The sequence below is a fragment of the Micromonospora terminaliae genome (genome assembly GCF_009671205.1).
Classification (GTDB): domain Bacteria; phylum Actinomycetota; class Actinomycetes; order Mycobacteriales; family Micromonosporaceae; genus Micromonospora; species Micromonospora terminaliae.
Genome location: NZ_CP045309.1, coordinates 2,597,451 through 2,614,880, shown reverse-complemented (window position 1 = coordinate 2,614,880; position 17,430 = coordinate 2,597,451). Strand labels below are relative to the sequence as shown.

Annotated in this window: 20 protein-coding genes and 1 pseudogene; 11 read left to right on the top strand and 10 right to left on the bottom strand. The window is 75.8% G+C overall.

Going from position 1 to position 17,430, the window contains the following annotated elements; translation table 11 throughout:
* Window positions 1-15: 15 nt before the first annotated feature.
* Window positions 16-426, bottom strand: coding sequence for an SSI family serine proteinase inhibitor (locus GCE86_RS11705; RefSeq protein WP_154226976.1), 411 nt, complete (start codon window positions 424-426; stop codon window positions 16-18).
* 160 nt (window positions 427-586) lie between these two features.
* Window positions 587-1,393 (bottom strand): SDR family oxidoreductase, encoded by an 807-nt coding sequence (locus GCE86_RS11700; RefSeq protein WP_154226975.1) that lies wholly within the window; start codon window positions 1,391-1,393, stop codon window positions 587-589.
* Between the two features lie 76 nt (window positions 1,394-1,469).
* Here GCE86_RS11700 and GCE86_RS11695 point away from each other — a divergent pair, with 76 nt between their 5' ends.
* Window positions 1,470-2,888, top strand: a complete 1,419-nt coding sequence (locus GCE86_RS11695; RefSeq protein ID WP_154226974.1) for an RtcB family protein — start codon at window positions 1,470-1,472, stop codon at window positions 2,886-2,888.
* A gap of 6 nt (window positions 2,889-2,894) precedes the next feature.
* On the opposite strand, the gene GCE86_RS11690 is transcribed toward GCE86_RS11695, so the two are convergent.
* Window positions 2,895-3,323 (bottom strand): archease, encoded by a 429-nt coding sequence (locus tag GCE86_RS11690; protein ID WP_154226973.1) that lies wholly within the window; start codon window positions 3,321-3,323, stop codon window positions 2,895-2,897.
* Window positions 3,324-3,392: 69 nt separating this feature from the next.
* Between GCE86_RS11690 and GCE86_RS11685 the strand changes: the two genes are divergently transcribed.
* The 3 genes from GCE86_RS11685 (at window position 3,393) to GCE86_RS11675 (ending at window position 5,675) form a co-directional block, all read left to right on the top strand.
* On the top strand, window positions 3,393-3,785 hold the full coding sequence (locus GCE86_RS11685; protein WP_154226972.1) for a hypothetical protein: 393 nt from the start codon (window positions 3,393-3,395) through the stop codon (window positions 3,783-3,785).
* A gap of 80 nt (window positions 3,786-3,865) precedes the next feature.
* A complete protein-coding gene (locus tag GCE86_RS11680; protein WP_244317268.1) occupies window positions 3,866-4,417 on the top strand; it encodes an RNA polymerase sigma factor in 552 nt (183 codons plus the stop codon).
* Window positions 4,410-5,675, top strand: a complete 1,266-nt coding sequence (locus tag GCE86_RS11675) for an exo-alpha-sialidase (protein ID WP_154226970.1) — start codon at window positions 4,410-4,412, stop codon at window positions 5,673-5,675. Before GCE86_RS11680 ends, GCE86_RS11675 begins: the two co-directional genes overlap by 8 nt.
* An 80-nt stretch (window positions 5,676-5,755) precedes the next feature.
* Here the strand turns inward: GCE86_RS11675 and GCE86_RS11670 are convergent, their stop codons facing one another.
* On the bottom strand, window positions 5,756-6,466 hold the full coding sequence (locus GCE86_RS11670) for a B3/B4 domain-containing protein (protein ID WP_154226969.1): 711 nt from the start codon (window positions 6,464-6,466) through the stop codon (window positions 5,756-5,758).
* 10 nt (window positions 6,467-6,476) lie between these two features.
* The gene (locus GCE86_RS11665) at window positions 6,477-7,091 is read right to left on the bottom strand and encodes a LysE family translocator (RefSeq protein WP_154226968.1); all 615 of its coding nucleotides are present in this window, start codon (window positions 7,089-7,091) and stop codon (window positions 6,477-6,479) included.
* Window positions 7,092-7,120: 29 nt separating this feature from the next.
* On the opposite strand from GCE86_RS11665, the gene pdxR reads away from it, so the two are divergent.
* Window positions 7,121-8,596, top strand: a complete 1,476-nt coding sequence (gene pdxR / locus GCE86_RS11660) for a MocR-like pyridoxine biosynthesis transcription factor PdxR (RefSeq protein WP_154226967.1) — start codon at window positions 7,121-7,123, stop codon at window positions 8,594-8,596.
* Here the strand turns inward: pdxR and GCE86_RS11655 are convergent.
* A complete protein-coding gene (locus GCE86_RS11655) occupies window positions 8,588-9,571 on the bottom strand; it encodes a helix-turn-helix transcriptional regulator (protein WP_154226966.1) in 984 nt (327 codons plus the stop codon). The two genes, pdxR and GCE86_RS11655, sit on opposite strands and share 9 nt — an antisense overlap.
* A gap of 44 nt (window positions 9,572-9,615) precedes the next feature.
* On the opposite strand from GCE86_RS11655, the gene GCE86_RS11650 reads away from it, so the two are divergent.
* Both GCE86_RS11650 and GCE86_RS11645 read left to right on the top strand, forming a co-directional pair.
* Window positions 9,616-10,092: a hypothetical protein gene (locus tag GCE86_RS11650; RefSeq protein WP_154226965.1), complete on the top strand. Its 477-nt coding sequence runs from the start codon at window positions 9,616-9,618 to the stop codon at window positions 10,090-10,092.
* Window positions 10,092-10,547 carry a hypothetical protein gene (locus tag GCE86_RS11645; RefSeq protein WP_154226964.1) on the top strand — a complete coding sequence of 152 codons (456 nt, stop codon included), beginning with the start codon at window positions 10,092-10,094 and terminating at the stop codon, window positions 10,545-10,547. The genes GCE86_RS11650 and GCE86_RS11645 overlap by 1 nt, the downstream gene beginning before the upstream one ends.
* Here GCE86_RS11645 and GCE86_RS11640 read toward each other — a convergent pair.
* The gene (locus GCE86_RS11640; RefSeq protein ID WP_154226963.1) at window positions 10,531-11,202 is read right to left on the bottom strand and encodes a TetR/AcrR family transcriptional regulator; all 672 of its coding nucleotides are present in this window, start codon (window positions 11,200-11,202) and stop codon (window positions 10,531-10,533) included. The genes GCE86_RS11645 and GCE86_RS11640 overlap by 17 nt on opposite strands.
* Before the next feature lie 114 nt (window positions 11,203-11,316).
* Between GCE86_RS11640 and GCE86_RS11635 the strand changes: the two genes are divergently transcribed.
* Genes GCE86_RS11635 through GCE86_RS11625 form a run of 3 tightly spaced genes read left to right on the top strand, consistent with a single transcriptional unit; the run spans window position 11,317 to window position 14,582 of the window.
* Window positions 11,317-12,813, top strand: a complete 1,497-nt coding sequence (locus tag GCE86_RS11635; protein WP_154226962.1) for a flavin-containing monooxygenase — start codon at window positions 11,317-11,319, stop codon at window positions 12,811-12,813.
* A gap of 15 nt (window positions 12,814-12,828) precedes the next feature.
* A complete protein-coding gene (locus GCE86_RS11630) occupies window positions 12,829-13,722 on the top strand; it encodes an SDR family NAD(P)-dependent oxidoreductase (protein WP_154226961.1) in 894 nt (297 codons plus the stop codon).
* Entirely contained in the window at window positions 13,719-14,582 is an 864-nt protein-coding gene (locus tag GCE86_RS11625) for an alpha/beta fold hydrolase (RefSeq protein ID WP_154226960.1), read from the top strand. Before GCE86_RS11630 ends, GCE86_RS11625 begins: the two co-directional genes overlap by 4 nt.
* Here GCE86_RS11625 and GCE86_RS11620 read toward each other — a convergent pair.
* From GCE86_RS11620 to GCE86_RS11610, 3 genes and pseudogenes are all read right to left on the bottom strand, one after another.
* The gene (locus GCE86_RS11620; protein WP_244317267.1) at window positions 14,539-15,702 is read right to left on the bottom strand and encodes a low temperature requirement protein A; all 1,164 of its coding nucleotides are present in this window, start codon (window positions 15,700-15,702) and stop codon (window positions 14,539-14,541) included. The genes GCE86_RS11625 and GCE86_RS11620 overlap by 44 nt on opposite strands.
* Window positions 15,703-15,752: 50 nt before the next feature.
* Entirely contained in the window at window positions 15,753-15,995 is a 243-nt protein-coding gene (locus GCE86_RS11615; protein ID WP_154226959.1) for a hypothetical protein, read from the bottom strand.
* A 71-nt stretch (window positions 15,996-16,066) separates the two neighbouring features.
* A pseudogene (locus GCE86_RS11610) lies at window positions 16,067-16,240 on the bottom strand (glycosyltransferase family 2 protein); the annotation flags it as partial.
* A 63-nt stretch (window positions 16,241-16,303) separates the two neighbouring features.
* Between GCE86_RS11610 and GCE86_RS11605 the strand changes: the two are divergent.
* Window positions 16,304-17,404 carry a CapA family protein gene (locus GCE86_RS11605; RefSeq protein WP_154226958.1) on the top strand — a complete coding sequence of 367 codons (1,101 nt, stop codon included), beginning with the start codon at window positions 16,304-16,306 and terminating at the stop codon, window positions 17,402-17,404.
* The last annotated feature ends 26 nt before the right edge of the window (window positions 17,405-17,430 follow it).

Here is a 17,430-nt window from a genome sequence, read left to right as displayed (position 1 = left end):
CGCGCCCCCGGCGGCTCAGAAGTCGAACAGCACGTCGGTGCCGCGCCGCAGGTGGCACCCGTTGTCGAAGGTCCGGGTGTACGTGACCGGCCGGCCCTGCCAGAAGCCCACGGCGCGGGCGGTCACCGGCGCGTACTCCCGGGTGCACGGGCCCGGCTGCACCTCGAGCGCGTCGAGGTGCCCGTCGACACGGGCCACGAGCCGGCACGCGGTCGCCGGGTCGGGGTGCAGCCCGCCGGCCGGGCCGCAGACCAGCACCGTGGCGCGGACGTCGCCGCCGCCGGCGTCGACGGTGAGCAGCAGCGCCGACGGCGTTTCGGGGCCGGGGCGGGGGGCCGCGCCGGCCGCCGTGGGGGCGGCGAACACGGCGAGGCCGGTGAGCGCGGCGGCCAGCGCCGGCGCGGCGGTACGTCGGGCGAAGGGCATGCGTCGTCCTTCCGTCGGGACCCCGGGGTCGGGGCCGGGCGTCGGCCCGGACCGTCGTGTGACCGGGCCGACGAGAACCCTAAGTGGACGGTGTGAACGCGCAGCGTCACGAAGTGTTACACCCTTCACCCGCGGCTGACCGGGGGTGTGACAACGACCCTCAGACCGAGCGCCAGGTGTCGTCCGGCAGGGACGACGCCTGCGGTCCCATCATGAGCATCCCGCCGTCCACCGGCCAGGACGCCCCGGTCACGTACGCGGCCGCCGGTGAGGCGAGCAGCGCCACCACGGCCGCCACCTCCCGGGCGTCCCCGGGCCGCCCCACCGGCACGCCGGGGCGCTCCTCGGTGAACGGGTCCACGTCCTCCTGCCCGGTCATCGGGGTGGCGATCTCGCCAGGGGCCACCGCGTTCACGGTGATCCCGTCGGCCGCCAGTTCCTGCGCCATCACCTTGGTGAGCAGTCCCAGCCCGCCCTTCGCCGCGCAGTACGCCGACGAGCCGACCCGCGGGGCGTGCTCGTGCACGCTGGTGATGCTGATGATCCGGCCGCCCCGGCCGGCCGCCCGCATCCGCCGCGCGGCGCGCTGGGAGCACAGGAAGGGCCCGTCCAGGTCCACGGCGAGCACCTCCCGCCACTTCTCCCAGGCCACGTCGACGAAGGGAGTCGCCAGCCCGGTGCCGGCGTTGTTGACCAGCACGCCGAGCCCGCCGAGCCGGTCGGCCAGGTCGTCGACGACCGCGGCCTGCGCGGGCAGCCGGGTCAGGTCCATCTCGGCCACCTCGCAGCGGCGGCCGGTCGCGCGTACCTCCCCGGCGGTGCGCTCGGCGCCGTCCGGATCGCCGTACCAGGTGATGCCGATGTCGAAGCCGGCCTCGGCGAGCGCGACGGCGCACGCCTTGCCGATGCCGGAGTCCGCGCCGGTGACGACGGCGATCCGGTCGTAGTTCTCGTATCGCTGGGGCATGCAGGCGCACTACCCGGACCGGGCGGAAGGGAACCGGACCGCGTGTAACCGGTCCGGGCCGGGGTAGCCGGGCGGGATGGACCTGGTCGAGGAGTCGCCGTACCGGTTCCGGATCGACCGGCACGACCCGATGCGGGTGCCGGGCGTCGTCTTCGCGTCCCGCGACCTGCTCCCCGACGCCGGGGCGGACAAGTCGCTGGAGCAGGTGGCGAACGTGGCCACCCTGCCGGGCATCGTCGGCGCCTCCTACGCCATGCCGGACGTGCACTGGGGCTACGGCTTCCCCATCGGCGGGGTGGCCGCCACCGACGTCGAGGCCGGGGGAGTGGTCTCGCCCGGCGGGGTCGGCTTCGACATCTCCTGCGGGGTGCGGCTGCTCGCCGCCGACCTGGACCGGGCCGCGCTGCGCCCGCGGCTGGACGCCGTGATGGACGGCCTGAGCGAGTCCACCCCGCGCGGCATGGGCAAGGGCGCCGTGTGGCACCTGACCGACCGGGCCGAACTCGACGCGGTGCTCCGCGGCGGCTCGCGGTACGCCGTCGAGCGCGGCTTCGGCGTCCAGCGGGACCTGGACCGGTGCGAGGACTACGGCGCGGTGGGCGACGCGAACCCGGCCCAGGTGAGCGAGCGGGCGGTGGAGCGCGGCGCCCGCCAGGTGGGCAGCCTCGGCTCGGGCAACCACTTCCTCGAGGTGCAGGCGGTGGAGGAGATCTACGACGAGACCGTGGCGGGGGCCTTCGGGCTGCGCGCCGGCCAGGTCTGCGTCATGATCCACTGCGGGTCGCGCGGGCTGGGCCACCAGATCTGCACGGACTACGTCCGGGAGATGGAGAAGGTGATGCCCCGGCACGGCATCGACGTGCCCGACCGGCAGCTGGCGTGCGCGCCGGTGGCGTCCCACGAGGGCCGGGCCTATCTGGGGGCGATGGCCGCGGCGGCCAACTACGCCCGGGCCAACCGGCAGCTGCTCGCCCACTCCGCCCGGCAGGTGTTCGCCCGGGTCACCGGCTGCGACCTCGACCTCGTGTACGACATCTCGCACAACCTCGCCAAGATCGAGACGCACGAGGTGGACGGGACGTCCCGCCCGCTCTGCGTGCACCGCAAGGGCGCCACCCGGGCCCTCCCGCCGGGGCACCCCGAGCTGCCCGAGGACCTGCGCCCCGCCGGGCAGCCGGTCCTCATCCCGGGCTCGATGGGCACCGGCTCGTACGTGCTCACCGGCGTGGCCGGCTCGCCGGCCTGGGCGTCCACCTGTCACGGGGCGGGCCGGGTGCAGAGCCGCAAGCAGGCCACGAAGGCGGTCCGCGGGCACGACCCGCGCCGCGAGCTGGAGGCGCAGGACATCGCCGTACGGGGCGCCAGCCGGCGCGGGCTGGCCGAGGAGATGCCGGCCGCGTACAAGGACGTCACCGCCGTGGTCGCGGCGGCCGAGGGGGCCGGCCTGTGCCGGAAGGTGGCCCGGCTGGTGCCGCTGGGCGTGGTGAAGGGCTGAACCCGCTCACACGTCCAGGGTCACCGCGCACCGCCAGCCGTCCGGCCCTTCGGTGAAGCTCAGCTCGTGCAGCGACACCGCCTTGGGGACCGCGCCGACCAGCTCGACCGCGTCGGTGCCGGTGGTACGCCAGCGCACCGCCAGGCCGCCGTCCCCGGCCGCCCGCACCTCGGTCTCCAGCGGCAGCTCGTCCGCCGTGTCCAGCCGGAAGATCACCTCGTCGAGGACGCCGACCAGCAGGTCCGCGTCGGCTCCCGGCGGCACCCGGAACCCGGTCTCCCCGTCGGCGACCGCCCCCGTGGTGTCCACGAAGGTCTCCACCAGCGCGGTGACCGCCTCGGCCACGCAACCCTCCCGGTCCGGCGCCCACGCCTCGATGCGTACGTCGGCGGTGTGCGGGATGTTCCGGTGCCCGCGGGCCGGTTGTCGCTCCATGCCCCGATCATGCCGCCGCCGGCCGGGTGGCCCACCGGGTTTGTCGCAGCCGGTCGCTAGGGTGCGGGCATGATCGCCGATGACTCCGACGCAGTCACCGTCACGTTCCTGCGCATGATGCGGGCCGAGCTGCGGGCCGAGCGGGTGGGCGAGGACAGCCTCGGCCGCACGGTCGACCTGGCCCGGCGCTGGTGGGGCGCCGGCGCCACGGCCGACGCCCGGCTCGCCGCCGCGCTGCGCGAGCTGCACGGCGAGCGGGTCGACACCGGCGACCCCCGCCAGGTGGCCGACGCCGCGACCGCGCTCGCCGCCGACTCCGGCCTGCTGACCCCGCCCGACCCGCGCGGAGCCGCGGTGGCCCGGTTCGCCGCGAACGCCCGCCGGCTGCGCAACGGCGAGATCACCCCGGCCGAGTTCGACGAGATCATGTCGACCGACGAGCCGGACCGCCCCGACGCCTGACCCGTCACCCACCGGGAATGTCACCTCGCCACCCGCTCGCCGGTCGTACGGACGAAGCGACCGACACGGGAGGGGACGATGTGGACCCACAGCAACACGTCAGACAGGTGTACGCCGCCTCGGCGGCCCGGCTGGTGGCCCAGATGTACGCGATGACCGGCGACTACGCGGAGGCGCAGGACGTCGTGCAGGAGGCGTTCGTCCGGGCGCTGGCCCGCCCGGCCCGGTTCCGTGAGGTGGCCAACCCGGAGGCCTGGCTGCGGACGGTCGCGTTGAACGTCGCCCGGTCCCGGCACCGTCGCCGGGTGCTGCTGCACGGGCTGGTGCGCTCCGGGCGGCTGGACCCGGCGCAGCCCAGCGGCCCGGCCCTGTCCCCGGACCACGTCGCGCTCGTGGCGGCGTTGCAGCGGCTGCCCCGACCGGCCCGGGAGACCGTGGTGCTGCACCACCTCGCGGACCTGCCGGTGACCGAGGTGGCCACCGCGCTGGGCTGCTCGGTGGAGGCGGTGAAGACGCGCCTGGTCCGGGCCCGTCGCGTGCTCGCCGAGCACCTCGGCGAGGACGACGTCCCCCGGCCGGCGCCCGCCGGTCCGGCCACGGCCCGGCCGGAGCGGGAGGCGCGCCATGCCTGAGCTGGACTTCACCGGCCTGAACGCCGCCGCCCAGGCCGGCTTCAAGCCGCACTTCGCACAGGTCGTCGCCGCTGCCCGGCGGCGCCGACTCCGGCGCCGGATCGTCGCCGTCGCCACGGTGGCGCTGCTGGTCACCGGTTCGGGTGTCGCCGTGGCGACCCGGCCGGACGACTCCGCCCCGCCTCCGGTCCGGTTCGGCACGGACCGCACCCCGGACTTCATCGCCACCCCGGGCGCCACGCCCACCGCCGATCCGGGCCCGCGGATCCTGACCGGCCGTCCCGCCGCCGGCGACCTGACCCACGTCTACCTGCGCTGGAGCGAGTGCAGCACGGGGTGCCCGCTGCGCTGGGCCGGCACCGACGACGGCGGGCGGCGGTGGCGCACCGGTCCGCTGCCGGTGCCGCACGGCGCCGGGGTGGACCTCCGCGCCGCCGGGCCGCGCACGGTGGTGGCCTGGTACGTCTCCCGCTCCGCCGCGGACAACGGGTCCGCCCGGTGGATCGCCAGCACCGACGGTGGGACCACCTGGCGGGAGGTGACCGTGCGGCGGGTGGACGCGCTGCCGGCCGGCTGGCAGGTCCTCGGCCGGCAACCGGGCCCCGGTGACGAGGCGCTCGTCGCCGTGGACCCGGCCACCGGCGACATCGCCCAGCTCCGCGAGCGGTCGGCCCTGCGCAACGCGGCCGTGGTGCAGAGCGTGCCGGGCAGCGCCGGCATCTGGGTCAGCGGCTGGACCGGTCAGCGCACGGGCGACGGCGGCCGGATCGTCTGGACCGGCAGCGCCGTCGAGACGAGCCGGGACGGCGGCCGCACCTGGTCGCGACACGAGTTCCCGGACAACCTCACCGCCAGCGACGACGTCGGCGGCCCGGCGGTCGCCACCCACGACGGGCGCACCGTCTTCGCGGTCGGCCGGGTGCGGGGCGCGCTGGTGGTCTGGCGCAGCGCGGACGGCGGCGGCACCTGGGCGCGTGCCGCCGGAACGGCCCAGGTCGGTGAGCGCACCGTCCGGGCGGCCGTACGGCCCGACGGGGTGCTGGTCGTCCAGGCCGGCGTCTCCGCCCGGGAGGACCCCCGGATGTTCGCCAGCTCCGACGGCGGTGCGACGTTCCGTCCCGCCCCGCTGGGCCCGGGGGCCGACCCGCGCCCGGTGCCCGGCGGGTACGTGCAGACCGGCTGGCCGGACAGCACGGGCGCCTGGCTCTCCGCCGACGGCGTGACCTGGGCCTGGCTGGATCCGCCGGAGCTGCCCTGATCGCGTGGGTGCTCCCGGTGGCCCGGCCACCGGGAGCACCCCTCGCGTGGGGCGACCACCCCGCAGGACGGGCCGGGGCCTCAGGCGGTGCGCGTGGCGGGCGCCGCGAACTCCGGCGCCCCGGCGGTGAGCAGCGCCGTCCGGGCCGGCACGCCCCACTCCTCCGCCAGCGCGCCGGCCAGTTCCGTGAGCATCCGGGGCACGACCCGGGGCCCGTCCTCGTGCATCGCCTCGATCACCACCAGCACCTCGGCGGTCTCCGCGCGCACCGCCGACGCGCCGCTCTGCCGGTGGGTCCAGCGGCGGGAGTGGGCCCGGCCGGCCGCGTCGGCGAAGATCGGCTCACCCGGCTCCGGATGCTCCTCGTCGCCGCCGAGGGTCAGGTAGGTCTCCGTGCCGAGCGCCGGCCGCACGGTCAGGTCCCCGGCGATCCGGGCGAGGTCCAGCACGGCGACCGGCACGGCGTACCCGAGGGACAGGGCGTTGCCCAGGTCGACCAGCGGGTGCAGCCGGGGCAGCGCCCCGTCGCGGCGGAACCGGCGCAGCAGCGACTCGGCCGCGCACCGGTAGCGGGTCGGCGGCGAGCCCGTTCGGGCGAAGGCGCGCCGCCAGGCCTGGATCTCCGGGAAGCCGCCCTCCGTCCCGCCGGCGAGGCGGGCGCGGGCGGTGTCGGCGTAGCGGGTGAGCCGCGGGGTGACGTCGGCGGCCGGGGTGATCCCGGTGGCGTGCAGGACACCGCAGGTCAGCTCGGGAAAGGCCGACCAGATCTCGGGGGAGTGGCGGAAGCGCACGGCAGGACTCCTATCGGGCGGTGAGGGCCAGGCCGAGGCCCAGGGCGAGGAAGCTGCCGGCGAAGCCGTGCCGCAGCAGCGCGGTCAGCCGGGGCCGGGCCAGCACCCGGCGGCGCAGCGCGCCGGCCAGCAGTGCGTATCCGGCGAAGGCCACCAGGGTGGCCAGCATGAACACGACGCCGCAGGCCAGCATCCGGGCCGGCGCGTCCGGCGCGTCCGGTGGGACGAACTGCGGCAGGAACGCCACGAAGAAGACGGTGACCTTGGGGTTCAGCAGGTTCAGCAGCACCCCGTCGCGGAACAGCCGGCCGGCCGGGCGGGGCGGGCGGTGCTCGTCGGCCGGCAGCAGCGAGCCGCGGTCGCGCAGCGCCGCCCAGGCCATCCAGAGCAGGTACGCGACGCCCAGCCAGGTGACCACGCGGAACGCCGGGGTGCCGGCGCGGAGCAGGGCCGCCAGCCCGGTCACGGCGGCGACCAGGTGCGGGACGAGGCTGACGGTGCAGCCGAGGGCGGCTACCAGGCCGGCGCGGCGGCCGGCGGAGAGGCCGGTGGCGAGGGTGTAGACGACCCCGGTGCCCGGGGTGATCACCACGACGAGCGTGGTCAACAGGAAGGTGATGGTCACGCGGTCCAGCCTGCGACCATAATGGTCCGATGGGCAGTGCCAAACCGATGGCGGTCGAGGGGTCCATAACGGCCGGCGCCGACTTCCTCCAGCTCGACGTCGGGGAGGCCCCGCCCGGCGGGCGCGCCGACTGGCTGGCCGCCCGGCTGCGGGCCGCGATCGCCGACGGCCGGGTGCCGGTGGGCGCCCGCCTGCCGGCCAGCCGGGTGCTCGCCGCCGAGCTGGGCGTGTCCCGGGGCGTGGTGACCGAGGCGTACCAGCGGCTGACCGAGGACGGGCACGTGGTCGGGCGGGGCCGGGCCGGCACCGTCGTGGTGGCCACCCCGGCGGCCGTGGTCACCCGGGCGCCGGTGCCGCGCCGCCCGCCGGAGGTGTTCGCCGCGCGGCCGGACACCACCGTCTTCGACGCGCTGCGCACCGCCCCGGCGGAGCTGGACCTGACGCCCGGCGTACCCGATCTGGCGGCCTTTCCCCGCGCGGCCTGGCTGCGTGCCGAACGCGCGGTGCTGCAACGCCTGACGCCCGCCGCCTTCGGGTACGGCGACCCGACCGGCACCCCCGCGCTGCGGCTCGCCGTGGCCACCTGGCTGGCCCGCTACCGCGGCATCCGGGTCGATCCGGCCGAGGTGGTGGTCGTGGCGGGGGTGTCCCAGGCGCTCGGCCTGCTCGCCCAGGTGCTGCACGCCGACGGGGTGCACACGGTCGCCGTGGAGGACCCCGGCTCGCTCGGCGTACGCCAGCACCTGAACAACTGGCGGCTGGACACCCCACCGGTCCCGGTCGACGCCCACGGCCTGCGGGTCGACCGGCTGGCCGACAGTGGCGCCCCGGCCGTGATGCTCACCCCGGCGCACCAGTTCCCGACCGGTGTGGTGCTCGACGGCGACCGGCGCCGCCGGCTGCTGCGCTGGGCGCGGCAGGGCGGACTGGTCATCGAGGACGACTACGACGCCGAGCACCGCTACGACCGCCCGCCGGTGCCGGCGCTGCGCGGGATGCTGCCGGAGGCGGTCTGCTACACCGGCAGCGTCTCGAAGCTGCTCGCCCCGGCGCTGCGGATCGGCTGGGTGCTGGTGCCGCCCCGGCTGCACGCGGGCCTGGTGGCGGCCAAGCGGATGGCCGACCTGGGCAACGCCGCCCTGCCGCAGCTGGTGCTGGCCGAGCTGATGGACTCCGGCGCGCTGGAACGCCACCTGCGGCTGCTGCGCCGCCGGCACGTCCGCCGCCGGGACGCGATGATCCGGGCGGTCCGCGAGCACCTGCCCGGTGCGGTGGTGCACGGCGCGGCGGCGGGCCTGCACCTGCTGGTGACCCTGCCCGGCGAGGTCGACGACACGGCGCTCGCCGCGGCGGCGTTACGCCGCGGCGTCAAGGTGCAGCCCCTGTCCTGGCACGGCCAGCGCCCGCAACCCCCCGGCCTGGTCCTCGGCTACGCCGCCAACCCACCGTCGGACATCGACCGCGCCGTGCAGGCCCTGGGAACGACCCTCCACGACCTACGCTGACCCGGCCGGGTGGTAGAGGGCCGCGAGGGCGGTGGCGGTCTCGGCGAGCCGGTCGCGGAGGGCGGCGGGGGTCAGGACCTCCACCTCGGCGCCGAGCCGGAGCAGGTCGCCGTGCGCGTGGGTGAGCGATTCGATGGGTACGGTGGCCCGCACCCAGCCCGCCGCGTCGGGCGGGCCGGCGCTGGCGTCCACCGCGGCGACCACCGCGTCGCTGGCGACCTCCCGCAGCCGCTCGCGGCCCCGGGGCGAGAGCCGGATGGTCGCCTCGTCGCGGTGCAGCCCGGCCCGGAAGGCGACCACGTGCGCCCGCCACCAGGCCGGCAGGTCGAACTCCGGCCGGTCGAACGGCTCGTCCAGCGGGGTCAGGCCGAGGATCTGGTTGACCCGGTAGGTGGCCGGCTCGGCCCGGTCCGGCCGGGCGGCCACCACGTACCAGCGGCCACCCTTGAGCACCAGCCCGTACGGTTCGAGCACCCGGGTCACCTCGCCGGTCCAGCTGCGGTAGCGGACCCGGATCCGGTGCTCCCGCCACACCGCCTCGGCCGCGGCCGCCAGGTACGGCGACGGGTCCCCGTCGGAGTACCAGCCCGGCGTGTCCAGGTGGAACCGCTGCTCCAGCCGGGCGGCCCGGTCGGCGAGCGGCGGCGGCAGCGCGGCGCGCAGCTTCAGTTGCACGGTGGCCACCACCGACTCGTAGCCCAGCTCGGCGGCGGGCCCGGGCAGCCCGGCGAAGAGCAGCCGGTCGGCCTCCTCGGCGGTGAGCCCGGTCAGCCGGGTCCGCCACCCGTCGACGAGCCGGTAGCCGCCGGCGTGCCCGGCCTCGCCGTAGAGGGGGATGCCGGCGGCGTGCAGCGACTCGACGTCCCGGTAGACGGTGCGCACCGAGACCTCCAGCCGGTCGGCCAGCTCGGCGGCGGTGAGCCGGCCGTGGGCCTGGAGCAGCAGCAGGATGGACAGGAGGCGACTGGCCCGCATTCCACTGACACTAGCTGTCAGGGGAGTGGTCCTACCGTCCCGACATGGCTTTCCACGACAAGGAACTGACCGTGCCGGGGACCGTCGAGGTCGCCGGCCGGCACGTCAAGCGTTACCACATCGACCAGCCGGACCGCCGCCTCGAACCGGAGGTGGTCGAGGCCGCGTACGCGTACCTGCCGAAGCTGCTCCCCGCCCCGGACGGCACCACCCCGCCCGCCGGCTGGGTGGTGCTCCACCGGGGCGCGGACACCGGCGCGTACCTGCTGGCGTACAGCTGGTTCTTCGACAACGTGGTGGAGTGCCGGATCGCGATCGCCGGTCAGCCCGCGCTGGACTGTCCGGACGAGGACCCGGCGCACTTCGTCCCGCTGGAGCGCCCGGGCGTCGGGTGCGTCTGGGAGCTGGGCGTGCTGGAGCACGAGCGGACGGCCTGGGTGCGGCACGTGCTCGCCCCCGACCGGCCGGACCTGGCCGGCTACCTGGCCGACAACCGGGCCGAGGGAAAGGTGGGTTTCTGATGGGCGACTTCGACTTCTTCGTGGGCACCTGGGACGTGACCAACCGGCGGCTGCGGAAGCGGCACGTGGGCAGCGACGACTGGGACGAGTTCCCCGGCACGAGTGTGGCCAATTCGTTCTTCGACGGCGCCGGCAGCTTCGACGAGATCCGGTTCCCGACCCGGGGCTTCTCCGGCTCGACGGTCCGCATCCGCGACGCGGAGACCGGGCTGTGGTCGATCTACTGGATGAACAGCCGCCGCGGGGTGCTCGAACAGCCGCCGATGGTGGGCCGGTTCGTCGACGGGGTGGGCACCTTCTACGCCGACGACACCGACGAGGGGCGGGCGATCCGCTGCCGGTTCATCTGGTCGCGGATCACGCCCACCTCCTGCCGCTGGGAGCAGGCCTTCTCGACCGACGGCGAGCGCACCTGGGAGACGAACTGGGTCATGGACTTCACCCGGACGGGCTGACCGGCGGGGTGGTGGTCCGGTAGATCGCAGTCAGCCAGACGTCGAGCAGCACGTCGACGACGTCCCGCTCGGCCACGGCCGGCCCGTCGCCGGCGAAGGTCGCGTACCACACCCGCTCGTTCATCGAGTTCAGCGCGATGGCGAGGTCCCGGGCGGGCAGCCCGTCCGGGGCCGCGCCGCGCGCGCGTTCCCCCTCGACGGCCGCCTCGACGGCGCGTACCCAGCGTTCCAGGACCTCGGCCCAGAGCCGGCGCACCTCGGCGTTGGTGCCGCGCACCTGGGCGCAGGCCAGCACCACGTCGCGGTGGCCGCCGAAGGTGGCGTGGAACCGGGCGATCAGTTCCCGCCAGCGGGCCCGCGGGTCCTCGGCGAGCCGGACCAGCGCGTCGCCGGCGGCCGCGTCGGCCTCCTCGGTCACCCGGTCGAGCAGGGTGAGCAGCACGGCGTCCTTGGAGGGGAAGTAGAAGTAGAACGTGGGCCGGGAGATGCCGGCACCCCGGGCCAGGTCGTCGATGGAGATCTCGCCGAAGGGCCGCTGCCCCAGCAGCCGCTCGGCGGTGGCGAGGATGGCCACCTCCCGGTCGTCGCCGGTGGAGCGGCCGGGCCGCCGCCCGCGCGTCGGCGCGCTGCCGGTCGACGTACGGGCGGGTGTCATGTCGGCCGATGTTACACCCGTTCGACACCCTGTCGATTCCACTCGACATGGTGTTGACTGGCGTCGACGGTGCTGGATAGTGTCCGGTCCACTGCCGGCCGAACGGGAGATGCCATGGCCTCCGACCACGTCGACGTCCTCATCGTCGGTGCCGGGCTCTCCGGCGTCGGCGCCGCCGTCCACCTGCAACGCGAGTGCCCCGGCAAGACGTACGCGGTGCTGGAGGCCCGCGGCGCCGTCGGCGGCACCTGGGATCTGTTCCGCTACCCGGGCATCCGCTCCGACTCCGACATGTTCACCCTCGGCTACTCGTTCAAGCCGTGGACCAACCCGAAGGCGATCGCCGACGGCGACGCCATCCGGTCCTACGTCCGGGAGACCGCCCGGGAGTACGGCGTGCAGCAGCACATCCGCTTCCACCACCGGGCCCTGCGGGCCGAGTGGGACAGCGTCACGGCGCGCTGGACGGTGCACGCCCGGCGCGACGACACCGGCGAGGACGTGGTCCTGACCTGCGGTTTCCTGTTCACCAACTCCGGCTACTACCGCTACGACGAGGGCTACACACCCGAGTTCCCCGGCGTCGAGCGGTACGCCGGCCGGCTCGTGCACCCCCAGCACTGGCCCGAGGATCTCGACTACGCCGGCAAGCGGGTGGTCGTGATCGGCAGCGGGGCCACCGCGGTCACCCTGGTCCCGGCCATGGCCGAACGGGCCGCCCACGTCACCATGCTCCAGCGCTCACCCACGTACGTCATCGCGTTGCCCTCCCGCGACCGGTTCGCCGACGCGGCGCGTCGCCGGCTCCCGGCGAAGGCCGCGTACGCGGTGACGCGCTGGAAGAACGTCGCGCTCGCGGTGGCCAACTTCCAGCTCAGCCGGCGCGCACCGGGCCTCGTGAAGACGTTCCTCCGCCGGGCGGCCAGGGGCAGGCTGCCGGTCGGCTACGACCTCGACCGGCACTTCTCGCCCCGCTACAACCCCTGGGACCAGCGGCTCTGCGTGGTACCCGACGGCGACCTGTTCGCCGCCCTCAGCGCCGGGACAGCCGCGGTGGTCACCGACACCATCGACACCTTCACCGAGCGGGGCATCCGGCTCACCTCCGGCGCGGAACTGCCCGCCGACATCGTGGTCACCGCGACCGGCCTGAACCTCCTCGCCCTCGGCGGCATGACCCTCGCGGTGGACGGCGCCGAGGTCGACCTCGCCTCGACCGTCGCCTACAAGGGCATGATGCTCTCCGGCGTGCCGAACTTCGCCATGACCATCGGCTACACCAACGCCTCCTGGACGCTGAAGGCCGACCTGGTCGCCACGTACGTCTGCCGGCTGCTGCGCCACCTCGACGACACCGGCCAGCAGATCGTCACGCCGCTCGCCCCGGACTCCGACGAGCTCGTGCCGATCATCGACCTGCAGTCCGGCTACGTGCTGCGCGCCGTCGACCGGTTGCCCAAGCAGGGCCCGGCGGCGCCCTGGCGGCTGCACCAGAACTACCCCCGCGACGTGCTGCTGATGCGGCACGGGCGGCTCACCGACGCCGGCGTGCGCTTCTCCCGCGCGGGCACCCCCGCCACCGTCGCCGACCGGCCCGCGCCCGTCGCCTGACTCCCGAGGAGCGTCATGCGTGACTTCGTCTTCCCCGGCGGCACCGCGGTGCTGACCGGCGCGGCCAGCGGCATCGGCGAGGCCCTGGCGCACGGGCTGTCCCGGCGCGGCGCCGACCTGGTCCTGCTCGACCGGGACGCCGAGCGGCTGGCCGCCGTGGTGGCCGCGATCCGCGCCGCGCACCCCGACCGGCGCGTCGAGACCCACGTGGTCGACCTGGCCGACGCCGGCGCCACCGACCGTGTGGCCGCCGAGATCCTCGCGGCGCACCCGCGGATCCGGCTGCTGGTCAACAACGCCGGCGTGGCACTGGGCGGCCGGTTCGACCAGGTCACCCTGGACGAGTTCCTCTGGGTCATCGACATCAACTTCCGGGCCGTGGTGCGGCTGACCCACGCGCTGCTGCCCGCGCTCAAGGCCGAACCCGGGGCTCACCTGGTCAACGTGTCCAGCCTCTTCGGGCTGATCGCGCCCGCCGGGCAGGCGGCCTACTCGGCCAGCAAGTTCGCCGTGCGGGGCTTCACCGAGGCCCTGCGGCACGAGCTGGCCGACGACGGGGTCGGGGTCACCTCGGTGCACCCGGGTGGCATCCGCACCCGGATCGCGAGCAGCGCCCGCGTGGGCAGCGGCGTCCCGATCGAGGAGTACGAGGCCGGCCGCCGGCAGTTCGAGAAGCTGCTCTCCATCGACCCGGCGAAGGCCGCCGAGGTGATCCTGCGCGGGGTCGAGCGCCGCCGCGGCCGGGTGCTGATCGGCTGGTCGGCGAAGCTGCCCGACCTGCTCGCCCGGGTGGCCCCCGCCGGGTACGGACGGGTGCTGGCCCTGGGCATGCGACCGCGCCCCGCCACCGTGCCGGCCCCGCGGCCGCCCGCCGAACCGGTCCCGTCGGACCCGGGGCGGCCGGCGTGACCCTCGCCCTGCCGCCGGCCGACGAACTCACCGTCGCCGGGCGGCGGGTGCGCTGCCGGATCGCCGGCGACGGCCCGCCGGTGGTGCTCCTGCACGGCATCGGCCGGACCCTCGAGGACTTCGCCGACGTGCACGCGGGGCTGGCCCGCGACCACCGGGTGCTCGCCGTGGACCTGCCGGGGCACGGCGGCTCCACGCCGCTGGACGAGCGGCACACGCTGCCGACCCTGGCCGCGGCCGTCGCCGAGTTCCTCGACGCGGCCGGTGTCACCGGTCCGGCCCACCTGGTCGGCAACTCCCTGGGCGGGGCGGTGGCGATGCGGCTCGCCGCCGACGGGCCGCACCGGGCGGCCAGCCTCGTGCTGGTCAACAGCGCCGGCTTCGGCCGGGAGGTCACCTTCGCGTTGCGGCTGCTCGCGGTGCGGCCCCTCGCCCGGCTGCTGCTGCGCCCGCACCCGGCGATCGCCCGCCGCACCGAGCGGGCCATCTTCCACGACCCGTCGTACGTCACCGAGGCCCGGCTCGCCACCGCCCTGGCCGCGGCCCGGCAGCCGCACGCCGCCCGGGTGCTGCTGGAGGTGGTCCGCAGCCTCGGCACCTGGCGCGGCGTACGGCCCGAGTGGCGGGCCGAACTGCTCGACGCGGTGGCGGCGCTCGGCCTGCCCACCCTGGTCGTCTGGGGCGACCGGGACCTGGTCCTGCCCACCGCCCACCTCTCGTACGCCCGGTCCCGGCTGCCCGCGGCGCAGGGTCACCTGTTCCGCGACACCGGCCACATGCCGCAGATCGAGCGGGCCGCCGAGTTCGAGGCCCTGGTCAGGCGATTCTGGTCGCCGCGCGGTGACGCAGGACCAGCGTGACGGCCACCAGCACGACCAGCACCGCGGCGATCAGGTCGACCGGCGCTACCAGCCACGGCGCCAGCAGCACCAGCGCCGCCGCGCCGGGGAACAGCACCAGCCCGGCGCCGTGCTTGGCCGGCAGGTGCAGCGCCCAGAGCGTGACCAGGAAGACCGCCACCGGCACGGCGACGGCGTAGCCGGCCACCCGGCCGGAGACGTGCCCGGTGTGCAGGTCGTGGTCGACCGCCACCGCCAGCCCGGCGCCGACCGCGGCGATCGAGCTGAAGGCGAAGTAGTGCCCGTAGCCCCAGGACAGCGCCCCGCGCACCGACGCGGGCGGCAGCGGGTCGGGCCGGTCGAAGTAGAGCCACCAGATCGCGAAGACGATCAGCGTGCCGGCCGCGGCGAGCGACCACAGCTGCCCGTTGCCCGCGTCCACCCCGCGCTGGATCGCCACCGACGTGGAGAGCACCACCTCACCGAGCACGATGAGGGTGAACAGCTGGTACCGCTCGGCGATGTGGTGCGGGTGCCAGGTGGTCTGCCGGCGCCGTTCGCCCAGCACGGGCACCAGCAGGTCCGCGAGGACCAGCAGCACGAACGCGGGCGCGAGCCAGGCGTGCGGCAGGAGGAGCCGGAGCAGCCAGCCGGCCTGCACCACGCCCACGCCGATCGCGAACGTCAGTGCGGTGGCCCGGTGCGCCGGGTCGCCGCCGGCAGCCCGCAGCCAGTTCACCACCGAGCCCAGCCGCATCACGACGTACCCGTAGGTGATCGTCGTGAAGTCGCCGTCGGAGAAGGCGCGCGGCACGCCGGAGGCGAGGATCAGCGCCCCGGCGATCTGCACCAGCACGGTCAGCCGGTAGACGTCGTCGTCGGTGTCGTAGGCGGAGGCGAACCAGGTGAAGTTCACCCAGGCCCACCAGATCGCGAAGAAGACGCTCAGGTAACCGATCAGGCCGTGCCCGACGTGCCCCTCCGCGACGTTGTGGTGCAGACCCTCCGACGTCAGCGCCACCGCGACCACGAAACAGAGGTCGAAGAAGAGCTCCAGCGGGGTGGCCGCCCGGTGCTCCTCGTCGCGCCGGCGGGCCCGCATCGGGCGGTACCAGGCCCGGAAGGACGCGGTGTTCTTCACCCGGTGCTCCTCGCCGCCGGCCGGTCAGCTGCGCCCACACGATAACCAGCTCAGGCCGCCGCGGACCCCGCCGGCCGGGGAACTCCGGCGGAACGGGGCATTGCGGCGTCGGCGCGGGACAGCGCGACGAGCGCGGCCTCCAGCCCGGCCGGCAGCCGCCGCCGGCCCCGCAGCACCCAACCGGCCTGCCGGACCGCGTCGCGCAGCCCCGCCCGCCCGGCCGGGTCCCGCCAGGCGTCGGCGACCACCGCGCGCAGCACCCGGGCCGGCCGGCGCAGCGCCGCGGGGAGCACCCGGTTGCGCGCACGTACGGCGTGCGGGCCAGCCCCACCCCGACGTTGCGGGCCGCACCGGCGCCCGCGTTGTGGCCCAGCTCCACCACCCGGACCGAGGGGAACTCCCGTGCCACGGCGGCCGGCGTGCCGTCGCCGGAGCCGTTGTCCACCACGATCACCGGGGCGGTGTGCCGGGGCAGCAGGGCGAGCAGCTGGTCCCGGCGGTTGCGGGTGGCCACCACGATCGTCACGTCCGTCGTCATGGCGGCCCTGGTACCCCGGCCGGTCTCACGCGTGGTGCGGCGCGCGGCGGGAACACCCGGGACATGGCCGAGGTGACGCTCTTCCTCGCCGGTGACGTGATGACCGGCCGCGGCGTGGACCAGATCCTGCCCCGCCCGGGGTCACCCGCGCTACGGGAGCAGCTGGTGACCGACGCCCGCCGGTACGTGGCGCTGGCGGAGTCCGCGTCCGGCCCGGTGCCGCGCCCGGTCCCGCCCGAGTGGCCGTGGGGCGAGGCGCTGCGGCTGCTGGACGCGGAACGTCCGGCCGCCCGGATCGTCAACCTGGAGACGGCGGTGACGGCCCGCGGCGAGCACCATCCCGGCAAGGGCATCCACTACCGGATGCACCCGGCGAACCTGCCCTGCCTCACCGCCGCGCGGCTCGACGTGTGCGCCCTCGGCAACAACCACGTGCTGGACTTCGGCCCGGTCGGGCTGGCTGACACCCTGGACGCGCTGCGCGGCGCGGGGATCCGGACCGCCGGCGCCGGCCGGGACGCGGCGGAGGCGTGGCGGCCGGCGGTGGTGCCGCTGGCCGGTGAGCGCCGGCTGCTGGTCTGGTCGGCGGGCGCGGTGTCCAGCGGCGTCTACCCGCAGTGGGCGGCGGAGGCCGGCCGGCCCGGCGTGGCGTACCTGCCGGAGGTGTCGGCGGCGACGGCCGGCGCGCTCGCCGAGCGGATGGCGGGCACCGTACGGCCGGGTGATCTCGTGGTGGTGTCGGTGCACTGGGGGACCAACTGGGGCCACGAGGTGCCGGACGAGCACGTGGAGTTCGCGCACGCCCTGGTCGACGCCGGGGTGCACGTGGTGCACGGCCACTCGTCCCACCATCCGCGCCCGGTCGAGCGCTACCGCGGCCGGCTCGTCCTCTACGGCTGCGGCGACCTCGTCGACGACTACGAGGGGATCGGCGGGCAGGAGGCGTACCGGCCGGAGCTGCGGCTGCTGCACCTGCCCACCCTCGACGCCGCCACCGGCGAGCTGCGGCGGCTGCGCCTGATCCCGGTCCGGATGCGCCGGATGCGCCTGCAGGCCGCCACACCCGCCGAGGCCGGTTGGCTCGCCGACCTCCTCGACACCCTCGGCCGGCCCTCCGGCACCCGCTTCACCCGGGCCTCCGACGGGGCGCTCGTGCTCCGCTGACGTGGCCTGGGCCACGTTCCCGCTGG